We start from the raw sequence: 10013 nt of genomic DNA on the forward strand, positions 1-10013 counted from the left end.
GAGCTCAGGGGGGAGAGGCGGGAGCAACGAGGTCCCGGCCGGGCGGCCGGGACCGAGGGCTCACTTGTCGAGCTTGACCATGCGCAGGTAGGGCTTCTTCTCGTCCCAGCCCTGCGGGAAGCGCTGCTTGGCCTCCTCGTTGGACAGCGCCGGCACGATGATGCAGTCGTCGCCCTTGTTCCAGTTGACCGGCGTGGCGACCTTCTCGTTGTCGGTGAGCTGCAGGCTGTCGAGCACCCGCAGGATCTCCGCGAAGTTGCGGCCGGTGCTGGCCGGATAGGTGATGGTCAGCCGCACCTTCTTGGCCGGGTCGATGATGAACACGCTGCGCACCGTCAGGGTATCGTTGGCCTTGGGGTGGATCATGTCATAGAGCGTGCTCACCTTGCGGTCGGCATCGGCCAGCAGCGGGAAGTTCAGGGCGTGCCCCTGGGTTTCCTGGATGTCGCCGGCCCAGGCCTTGTGGTCCTCGAGCGGGTCCACCGACAGGCCGATGGCCTTGGCGTTGCGCTTCTCGAATTCCGGCTTGAGCCGCGACACCTCGCCCAGCTCGGTGGTGCAGACCGGGGTGAAGTCCTTGGGATGCGAGAAGAGGATCACCCAGTTGTCGCCGACCCACTCATGGAAATGAATGGTGCCTTCGGTACTTTCCTGCGTGAAATCCGGGGCGGTATCACCGAGATGCAGTGCCATATCGAACCTCCTTGGTTGGAACCGATGAGAAACATCGTGACTCGCTACTATGACATCGGGGCCCTTGGCGGGGGAAACAACCCCTCGGGCCAGGAAAAGCGCCGGACGGCATGAAAACCGGCCTCAGGGCGCCGGCCCCGCCACACCGAGAAAATGCTCCTGCCAGTAGTCGATCTGCAGCGGCGTGGTGGTCACCTCGCGGCCGCGGCCCGGTGCGTGGATCATCCGGCCGCCGCCCAGATAGATGCCGACGTGAGTGGCGCGGGCCCCTGAGCCGAAGAATAGCAGGTCGCCGGGACGGGCGACGTCGCGCGCCGGCAACGCCTCGTACTGCTGTTCGGCGGTGCGCGGCACCTGCAGGCCGGCGGCGCGGTAGGTCATCTGCACCAGCCCCGAGCAGTCCACGCCCCGTGGCGATGCCCCGCCGAAGACGTAAGGCGTGCCCAGCGCCTGGCGGGCATTGGCAAGGATCATCGCCCGTTCGATGGACAGCGGCGCCGCCTGCCCGCCGCCGAGGTCGGCCGTCTGCAGCTGCGGCCCGGCGCATCCGGCGAGACCGAGCACGGCCAGCAGCAGAACGAGATACATGGCGGCGAAACGCCGGTGCGGCGAGGTGGCGACCCCGGGGTAAACGGCGGTGGCCGCGGACAACGGGGCGCAATACGGCATGCGGCGGACTCCGGGGGATTCTCGATGGGTTTTCGGTCAAGCCTAGCCGGAGGGGGCGCTGGCGGCCAGGTGATAAGTATGTGTTATAGTCATTCCTTCAAAGAATAATGATGCGTTAAGGAGTCAAGCATGAAGTCATCCAGCCATACCGTTCACTGGCTTTCCGCCATCCTGGCCGTCGGCACACTCGGCGCCGGCAGCGCCGCGTTCGCCCAGGCGGACGACCCCGTGACCTTCGCTGTGCCGCCCTGGCCGGGCGTCACCGTCAAGACGGCACTGGCTACCCAGCTGCTCGACACCCTGGGCTATGCGTCCAAGCAGCAGCAACTGGGGACTACCATCACCTATCAGGCGATGAACCAGAACGAGGTCGATGTCTTCCTCGCCGGCTGGCTGCCCGCCCAGCAGAGCATGTACGAGGCGGCGATGAAGAAGCAGACCCTCGTCGACCTGGGCAACAACGTCGACGGTGCCCGGATCGGCTTTGCGGTGCCCACCTACGTCTATGAGGCCGGCGTGACCTCCGCCGAGGATCTGAACGCACCGCAGAACGCCGAGCGCTTCGGGCGTACCGTGTACTCCATCGAGGCCGGTACCGGGATGAGCGATCAGCTCAACGCCGGCGCCGACAAGAACCTCTACGGGCTGGGCGACTGGAAGCTTTCCGAGACCTCCACGCCGGGCATGCTGGGCGCCGCCAAGGCGGCCATGAACGAGCACCAGTGGATCGTCTTCGCCGGCTGGACGCCGCACTGGATGAACATCGAGTACGACATCACCTACCTGGACGACCCCAAGGACCTGTGGGGGCCGAACGGCGGGCGCAGTGACGTCAAGACCCTGGTGACCCAGGCGTTTGCCGACGCCAACCCCAACATCACCCGGCTGCTCGACCAGCTGGTGTTCACCGCCGACGATCAGAGCGCGATGATCCGCGGCTACGGCTACGAGGAGAAGCCCGCCGACAAGGTGGCGGTGGAGTGGATGCAGGCTCACCCGGCCAAGGTGAAAGGGTTTCTGGACGGTGTGACCACCGCCGATGGCAAGCCTGCCTGGCCGGCGGCCAAGGTGGCCTTCGACCTGGACGCCTGATACGACGTAGGGACTGGTACCCGAGAAGGGACTGATACCCGACATGACGAGGCCGCCCATCGGGCGGCCTCGTTCGTTGCAGGCGCGTCTGACGGGGCGGCTCAGGCGAAGGCGTAGGCGTCCATGGCCAGCGCGCCGTATTCCACGCTGTGGTGCAGCCGCTCGGCCCGTCCTCCGGCGCCCATGGCCACCAGCAGCGGCAGGAAATGCTCGGGCGTGGGATGGTTGGCCAGTGCCTGGGGCGCGTGCTGCCAGTCGAGCAGGGCCTCGCGGTCGCCGGCGATCAGCCGCTCGTGGACCCAGTCGGTGAATTCATCGACCCACGCCGGTGTCGGTGCCTCGAGAGGCGCCATCGAGCGCAGGTCGTGGGTCAGGCTGCCGGAACCGATCACCAGCACGTCATCGTCACGCAGGGAGCCGAGCCGCTCGCCGAGCGCGGCCAGCTCGGCATTCGCTCGGCCCCTGGGCAGCGACAGCGATACCACCGGCACGTCCGCTTCGGGGAACATCAGCGACAGCGGCACCCAGGCGCCGTGATCCAGGCCGCGCTCCACCGGTGCGGCGCCGAGTTCGTGGGCCAGTCGTCCGGCCAGCACCGGGTCGCCCGGCGCCGGATAGTGGCGCTCGAACAGTTCGCGGGGGAAGCCGCCGAAATCATGGATCGTTTCGGGCTGTTCGCTGGTGCTGACCTGCAGTTCGCGGCTTTCCCAGTGAGCCGAGACGACCACCGCCGCGGTGGGGCGAAGCCGGCGGCCCAGTTCGCGCAGGAAATCGTGGGCCGGGGTGCGGGTCAGCGCCAGCATCGGCGAGCCGTGAGAGAGGAAGAGGCTGGGTAGCATGGTGGCGATCTCCGAATGGGTAGGCGCCGCCCGCAGGCGGCGCCGGGGTCAGGCGAAGCGCGGATGTAAGATCAGGCGGCCGCCGCCGAGCCCGGCCTGCACCAGCAGGGCAAGGGTCCAGAATACCGGGAATTCCCAGCCGCCGCCGTCGCTGGAAAACACCCAGCCGTTGCCGGCGTGTACCCAGGTGGCGCCGAGCAGCAGCGGAATCAGCGCCAGGCTGATCCAGCGCGTGTAGAGGCCCAGCAGCAGCGCCAGGCCGCCGCCCACTTCCGCCAGGATGGCCAGGTAGGCGAAGCTGCCGGGCAGTCCCAGCGACTCGAAATAGCCGACGGTGCCGGGCACCGTGAAGACGAACAGCTTGAGCAGGCCGTGGGCCAGGGTCATGGCCCCTAGCGCCACACGCAGCAGGGTGATGGCGGCGGGTTGCAGGGCGTCGAGCGGGGTCGAGGGGGCTGTATGGCGGGTCATGAGAGGGGTCTCCGTCAGCGAGGGTTGCCGTGAATGGCCTCACTCTATTCGCATGGACGGCGGAGATAATCTTCAGATCTGGCAAAGGACTGTTGCGCTATCAGCGACAGTTCCGCCACATCACAGGCCCAGTTCCCGCTCCCAGCCGGGCGGGTCGCCCCAGGCCTCGGCCAGGGTGTTCAGGAAGTGGTCGACCTTGGCCGGCAGGTGGCGCCGGGCGGGGTAAAGGCCGTGGACATCCAGGCTGACCGTGGGTTCCTCGAGCGCGATCGGCACCAGACGCCCGCTGGCGATGCTGTCGGTGATCAGGAAGCTGGGCTGCTGGGCGATCCCCAGCCCGGCCTCGGCGGCGTGGGTCAGCACATCGCCGTTGTTGCTCTCGAGCGGGCCGCGCACCGTGAAGCCGCTGCCGCCGAACTGCCAGTCGCCGCCCCGGCCGCCGGTGCGGTAGCGCAGGCAACGGTGACTCTCCAGATCCGCCAGACGGCGCGGCGTGCCGTACCGGGACAGGTAGTCGGGCGCGGCGCACAGCAGCAGCTTGCAGCGGGTCAGGCGTCGGGCGACCAGGCTGGAATCGGGCAGGCTGCCGATGCGGATCGCCAGGTCGTAGCCCTCCTCGAGCAGGTCGACCCGCCGGTCGTTGAGGTCGAGGCGCACCTCCAGGGCGGGGTGCTCGGCCATGAAGCGGGCCACCAGCGGCGACAGATAGCGGGTACCGAAGCTCATCGGGCCGTTGAGGCGCAGTCGACCGCGCATCTCGGTGGTGCCGCTGCCGACCTCCGCGTCGGCGTCCTCCAGGCTTTGCAGGATGCTCTGGGCGCGTGCCAGATAGCGCTCCCCCGCCTCGGTGAGATGCAATCGGCGGGTGGTGCGCTGCAGCAGGCGCACCCCCAGGTGTTCCTCGAGCGCCATGACCTGGCGGGAAACACGCGTGCGCGACAGATCCAGTGCCTCGGCGGCACGGGTATAACTGCCGAGTTCGGCGACCCGCACGAAGGCGGTCATGGCGTCGAGCCGGTTCATGGGCATGTGATCCGGGGTATCGGGCCCTCGCGGAAGGGCCCGGGGTAAAGACGGGTCAGGCGCCGACGTTGCCCATCAGCGCCGGCTCGACGATCTCGATCCAGTAGCCGTCCGGGTCCTTGACGAAGGCGACGTTCTTCATCTTGCCCTGTTCCGGGCGCTTGACGAACTCGACGCCGTTCTCGTCGAGCCACTGGACGGCGCTGCCGAGGTCAGGGACCGAGAAGCAGATGTGGCCGAAGCCCTGGGGCTCGCTGTTGCCGTCGTGGTAGGCGAAGTCGGCCTGGTCCTCGGTGCCCCAGTTGTGGGTCAGCTCCAGCAGGCCGCGCTGGTTGAAGGTCCAGATGGTGCGGTCGCAGGTCTGCTCGGGGACCTCGTCCTCCTCCTCGAGGCGTGCCAGGAAGTAGAGGGTGAACTGCATCTCCTCGAAGTCCAGCTTGCGCAGCACGCGCATGCCGAAGACCCGGCTGTAGAAGGCCAGCGAGCGCCGCGGATCCTTGACCCGCAGCATGGAGTGATTGAGCGTGAAGCCGGCGGTTTCCGGCGGCACGTGAGTCTCGACGCCGGGGTGTTCTTCGGTGAACAGGGTCATGGGAGCTCCTTGCACAAGAATCGAGGGGCGCCTGGTCGCCGGCGCCCCGGGGCCGTCCGCCTAGCCTGCCACGCCGCCCCGTCGCCGCCAAGCGCGGGGCTCAGTAGCCGGTCATCTCCAGGTAGCCGATGCCGTGCGGCGTGCCGTCCTGCGTGTCCGTGACGCGCACCATGCCTTCCCAGTAGGCGAAGGTGGTGGCCATCCACTGGTCGGGATGCACCGCCGCGACGCGCACATCGAGTGCCTGCGCGGGCACCTGCACGCGCCAGGCGGTGGGCAGCTCACGACCGGCGACCGGCGAGCGAGCCAGCGGCGTCAGGCGCAGGGCGTCGCCGTCGAGCGGCGTGACGGTGCCGTCGGCGGCGATCCAGCTGCCCGAGAGGTAGTCGCCGCCCGAGCGGCCGGCACCGCGCAGGCGAAACGCCATCAGCTTGGCTCCGCCGTCGAGGTGCAGCGAGAACCAGTCCCAGCCCGACTGCCCCGGCCCCAGCAGCTGGCTGCTCCATTCGCGGTCCAGCCAGGCGCGGCCGCTCACCGCGTGCTCTTCGCCATCCACCGTCAGCGTGCCGGCGATCCGGTAGAACGGCTGGCTGTAGTAGATCGAGCCCTGGCCGTCGGCGGACTTGCGGCTGAAGCCGTGGTCGCCGTGGATGACCCGCGGGCCGTGTGCCGCGAGCGTCAGGCGATAGGCGAAGCCGTCGCCGGCGGCGCGCACGGTGAGAGCGTCGAGACCGCTGTCCGTGCCGTCGGGGGCGGCGAGTCGCCAGTCGTCCAGCCAGGCGGCGAAGGGCGCGGCGCGCACCCCCGCCGGCCCCGGGCCCTCGGCCGGGGTCATGTCGCGGGCGAAGCGCTCGGCGGCGCGGTGCCCGTCGGGCGTGGAGACCGCGGCATGGGCCATCCACAGCTGGCGGCTCGTCCAGGGCGAGTCGGGGGCCGCCTCGGTCGCGCCGGGCGGCGCCAGGGCCTGGCGGAACAGCGTCCACTGGATGCCGAACGGCCGGCCCGCGGCGTCCTCGAGGTTGGCGGTCAGGTACCACCACTCGATGCGGTAGTCGGGGTGCGCGCCGTGGTCGGCGGGAAAGACGAGCCGGTCGCCGGGGCGGGCCTCGGCGTAGCCCTCGGCGGCGCTGCCCAGGCCGGCGTAGCCGCGGGCCGTGTCCTGTTCCGGCGTCGAGTGCCAGCCCCGCCAGAGGCCGACGGCCAGCAGGGCGACCAGCACCCCGGCCAGCAGCAGCCTGAGGTACTTCATGTCGCGGCGAACTCCTGAAGCAGCTGGCGGGGCGGCATCCGCCACAGGCGCCAGGCGGGCAGCAGCGCGGCCAGGCCGGCGACCAGCACCGCCAGCCCCAGGGTGACGAGCAGCTGCAGCGGAAAGAGGTGCAGCGGCAGCCGCCAGCCGAAGGCCGCGACGTTGATCACCGCCACCAGCGCCCAGGCCAGGGCGAGGCCCAGGGGCAGCGCCAGCAAGGCCGTGCCCAGCGCGGTACCGGTGAGCTGCAGGCACTGCACGCCGACCAGCCGCCGGCGCGACACGCCCAGCGCCCAGAGCGGCGCCAGCTGGGCGCGACGGGTCCCGGCCTGGGCCAGCAGGGTGGTCAGCAGGGCCAGGGCGGCCACGCCGAGGGTCAGGGCGTCGAGGGCGCGGGTGATGGCGAAGGTGCGTTCGAAGACCCGGGTCGCGTCCGCCTTCAGCGCCTGCTGGTCGATCGCGGATTCGGCCGTGGCAGGGCCGAAGCGGGCGGCGAGCCGTGTGACGAGGGCGTCGAGCCGCTGGCGACGTGACCCGGGCGCGTCGCGCAGCACCACGCCGAGGCTGCCGGGGGGCGCGGCGAACACGCGGGTCAGCCGTGCCACGGGCATGACCACCTCGGGGCGGGGGTTGCCGTAGTCGGGATAGATCGCGGCGATGCTCAGCCGGTGGCGGCGGCCGTCGGCACCGCGCAGCGTGAGGGTGTCGCCGGGGCGGCGGCGATAGCGGTTGGCCAGCTGCTCGTTGACGAACACCTCGCCCGCCGCCAGCGCCTGCCAGGCCGCGTCACGCTCTGCCGCGGGCAGACGCAGCGGCCAGTGCGCGCGCAGCACCGCCGCGGGGCGGATGCCGAACAGTGCCACCGGGGCCGCCGACTGCGCCGCGGCGTCGAGCAGCGTGGCCTCGGCATGGCGCGCCGGCAGCAGCGTGGCGACCTCCGGCTGGTCGGCGAGCCAGGCCTGCAGCGCGTCGTGGCGCTCGGCCTCGGGGTGGAGGTAGAGATCGGCGAGCAGGCGCTGGTCGAGCCAGTCGAGGAAGGTCAGGCGAAAGCCGCCGACCATGCTGCTCACCCCCAGGTTGGTGGCCAGCGCCAGCAGCAGGGCCATCATCGGCAGCTGCAGGCGCGGCAGCTGCAGCTGCAGGTCGGCCAGCGCCCAGGCCCAGAGTGCCCGGCGCCGACCGAGCCGGGCCGCGAGCCGCCAGCTACCGGCCAGCCAGGCGGGCAGCCACAGGGTCACGCCGAGCAGCGCCGCGGTGACCATCACGAAGCCGGCGACCAGCTGCCGGTCGCCGGTCAGCCACAGCCAGCCGCCGAGCCCCGCGGCCAGCATGATCAGGGCGCCGCCGGCCCAGGCCTGCCGGCGCAGCAGGCCGCCCAGCCGGGCCCGCCAGGCCTGGGCATGGCCCAGTGCCAGCACGTCGAGCCGCGCGACCCGCCACAGCAGGCCCGCGCCGGCGCTGGCCAGCCCACCGAGGATGATGGCCACGCCGCCCAGCCAGAAGTGCCAGGGCAGCGCCAGGCGGGTGCCGACGTGGCTGTCGTAGAGCGACGCCAGGCTGGCGGCGACATCCGGCAGCAGCAGCCGGGCCAGCAGCACGCCGCCGAGGATGCCCAGCCCGGCGCCGACCAGACCCAGGGTCAGCAGTTCCAGACCGAGGGCGACGACCAGGGTGCGGCCCGGCACGCCCAGGGCGCGCAGCGTGCGCAGCAGGCCCAGACGCTGTTCCAGCGCCAGCCCCAGGGCGGCATGCACGATGAACAGGCCGACCACCAGCGCCAGCAGCCCCATGGCGGTCAGATTGAGGTGAAAGCTGTCGGCGAGCTGGCCCGGCGAGGCCAGCTGGCGGGCCGGGATGCGCATCAGGGCGTCGGGCAGCTCGGCGGGAGCCTCGGGGGCGATCACCAGCCGGGTGGGGCCCGCCAGCCCCAGCAGCCGCTGGGCGACGCCGATGTCGGTGACCAGCGTGGCGGGCGGCAGGCTGGCGTCCACTTCCACCGGCGGCAGGCGCGGATCGCGCCGGGCGGCGTCGGCCACGTCCGGGGCGGCGCGCAGGCGGTACGGCGGCAGCAGCCAGTCGCGCAGCGAGGCGGCATCGCCGGTATGGCGGGCCAGCGGCGAGGTGCCCGGCAGGGTCAGCGGGTCGATGCCCAGCAGACGCGCCGGCGGCTGCCCTTCGGCGGTGCCCGCCAGGGCCAGCTCGCCCGATACCAGCGGCGAGACCGCGATGCCGTCGCGACGCAGGGCCGCATAGGTGGCCGGCGACAGCGGCGTGCCGTCGCGGCGCTCGATGCGGTCGAGCCGGGTCTCGAACAGCGCCTCGGCCCGGGCGTAGCTGTCGCGGGCGGTGGCGTTGATGGCCTGCACGCTGCTCCACAGCGCGCCGGCCACCCACAGCCCCAGCAGCAGCATCGCCAGCTGGCCGGGATGGCGGCGGTAGTGGGACAGCAGGGTGGCCAGGGTCACGCCCACCACGCCGACGCGCCGGGCTGGCTGGCGGTTCATGGCTCGACGGGCTCCAGGCGGCCGTAATGCAGGTGCAGGCAGCGGTCCAGCGGGGCGGCGACCCGTGCGCTGTGGGTGACCATCAGCAGGGCGCAGCGACTCTCGCGAATCAGCTCGTGCAGCAGGGCGAGCACGCGATCCGCGGCGGCCTCATCCAGGTTGCCGGTGGGTTCGTCGGCGAGCAGCAGGTCGGGACGCGTCGCCAGCGCCCGGCCGATCGCCAGGCGCTGCTGCTGGCCGCCGGAGAGCTGCTCCGGGTAGCGCTGCTCGAGCCCGGCCAGGCCCAGGCGCTCGAGCAGGTGGGCGGTCCAGTCGGGGTCCTCGCGATCGGCGAGGCGGGCCTGCAGGGTCAGGTTGTCGATCACCGCCAGGCTGGGCACCAGGTGAAACTGCTGGAACACCAGCCCCAGGTGGCGGCGGCGCAGGTCGGCGCGGCCCGGCTCGTCGAGCGTCGACAGCGCCTGCTCGAGGAAGTGGATCTCGCCGCGGTCGGGCACGTCGAGCCCCGCGGCCAGGTGCAGGAGCGTCGACTTGCCGCTGCCCGACTCGCCCATCAGCGCCAGGCTCTCGCCGGGGGCCAGTCGCAGGTCGATGCCGTCGAGGACGAACAGCGGCCCCTGGGGCGTCGGGTAGCTCTTGGCCACGTCGGTCAGTTGCAGCATCGCCGGGCTCTCTTGCGGGCATGTCCGAGCATATTAGCAAAGCCCGGGGCGAACGCTCGCTCACCGTTGGTCTTAGAGGCGGCCCCCAGGCCGCTAGCTGCCATCTCTCGGTGCCGGAATCTGGCCGTGGGAGATTCTATGTTGCCCGTCAAGCCTTGATGGGGCTTGGAGGGCGATATCCCGTCTCATGCTTCATCAGTGAAAAGGCGATGCGTGCCA

10 protein-coding genes are annotated in these 10013 nt (G+C 71.0%); 1 reads left to right on the forward strand and 9 read right to left on the reverse strand.

What is annotated here, in order from left to right:
• Nucleotides 1–60: 60 nt before the first annotated feature.
• Nucleotides 61–693: a peroxiredoxin gene (locus tag ACTCB7_RS08185; protein ID WP_463006265.1), complete on the reverse strand. Its 633-nt coding sequence runs from the start codon at nt 691–693 to the stop codon at nt 61–63.
• A 123-nt stretch (nt 694–816) separates the two neighbouring features.
• The gene (locus tag ACTCB7_RS08190; protein WP_463006274.1) at nt 817–1281 is read right to left on the reverse strand and encodes a C40 family peptidase; all 465 of its coding nucleotides are present in this window, start codon (nt 1279–1281) and stop codon (nt 817–819) included.
• 210 nt (nt 1282–1491) lie between these two features.
• Between ACTCB7_RS08190 and ACTCB7_RS08195 the strand changes: the two genes are divergently transcribed.
• Nucleotides 1492–2454, forward strand: a complete 963-nt coding sequence (locus tag ACTCB7_RS08195; protein ID WP_463006266.1) for an ABC transporter substrate-binding protein — start codon at nt 1492–1494, stop codon at nt 2452–2454.
• Between the two features lie 101 nt (nt 2455–2555).
• Here ACTCB7_RS08195 and ACTCB7_RS08200 read toward each other — a convergent pair whose 3' ends face one another.
• From ACTCB7_RS08200 to ACTCB7_RS08230, 7 genes are all read right to left on the reverse strand, one after another.
• Entirely contained in the window at nt 2556–3293 is a 738-nt protein-coding gene (locus ACTCB7_RS08200; protein ID WP_463006267.1) for a dioxygenase family protein, read from the reverse strand.
• A 48-nt stretch (nt 3294–3341) separates the two neighbouring features.
• Nucleotides 3342–3764, reverse strand: coding sequence for a DoxX family protein (locus tag ACTCB7_RS08205; protein WP_463006268.1), 423 nt, complete (start codon nt 3762–3764; stop codon nt 3342–3344).
• A gap of 120 nt (nt 3765–3884) precedes the next feature.
• On the reverse strand, nt 3885–4787 hold the full coding sequence (locus tag ACTCB7_RS08210) for a LysR family transcriptional regulator (protein WP_463006269.1): 903 nt from the start codon (nt 4785–4787) through the stop codon (nt 3885–3887).
• 55 nt (nt 4788–4842) lie between these two features.
• Nucleotides 4843–5379, reverse strand: coding sequence for a lactoylglutathione lyase (gene gloA, locus ACTCB7_RS08215; RefSeq protein ID WP_224415996.1), 537 nt, complete (start codon nt 5377–5379; stop codon nt 4843–4845).
• 100 nt (nt 5380–5479) lie between these two features.
• Nucleotides 5480–6628, reverse strand: coding sequence for a lipocalin-like domain-containing protein (locus ACTCB7_RS08220; protein WP_463006270.1), 1149 nt, complete (start codon nt 6626–6628; stop codon nt 5480–5482).
• On the reverse strand, nt 6625–9132 hold the full coding sequence (locus tag ACTCB7_RS08225) for an ABC transporter permease (protein ID WP_463006271.1): 2508 nt from the start codon (nt 9130–9132) through the stop codon (nt 6625–6627). The genes ACTCB7_RS08220 and ACTCB7_RS08225 overlap by 4 nt, the downstream gene beginning before the upstream one ends.
• Entirely contained in the window at nt 9129–9794 is a 666-nt protein-coding gene (locus ACTCB7_RS08230; protein ID WP_463006272.1) for an ABC transporter ATP-binding protein, read from the reverse strand. The genes ACTCB7_RS08225 and ACTCB7_RS08230 overlap by 4 nt, the downstream gene beginning before the upstream one ends.
• Nucleotides 9795–10013: the final 219 nt, after the last annotated feature.

It is taken from the genome of Modicisalibacter sp. (assembly GCF_055145905.1).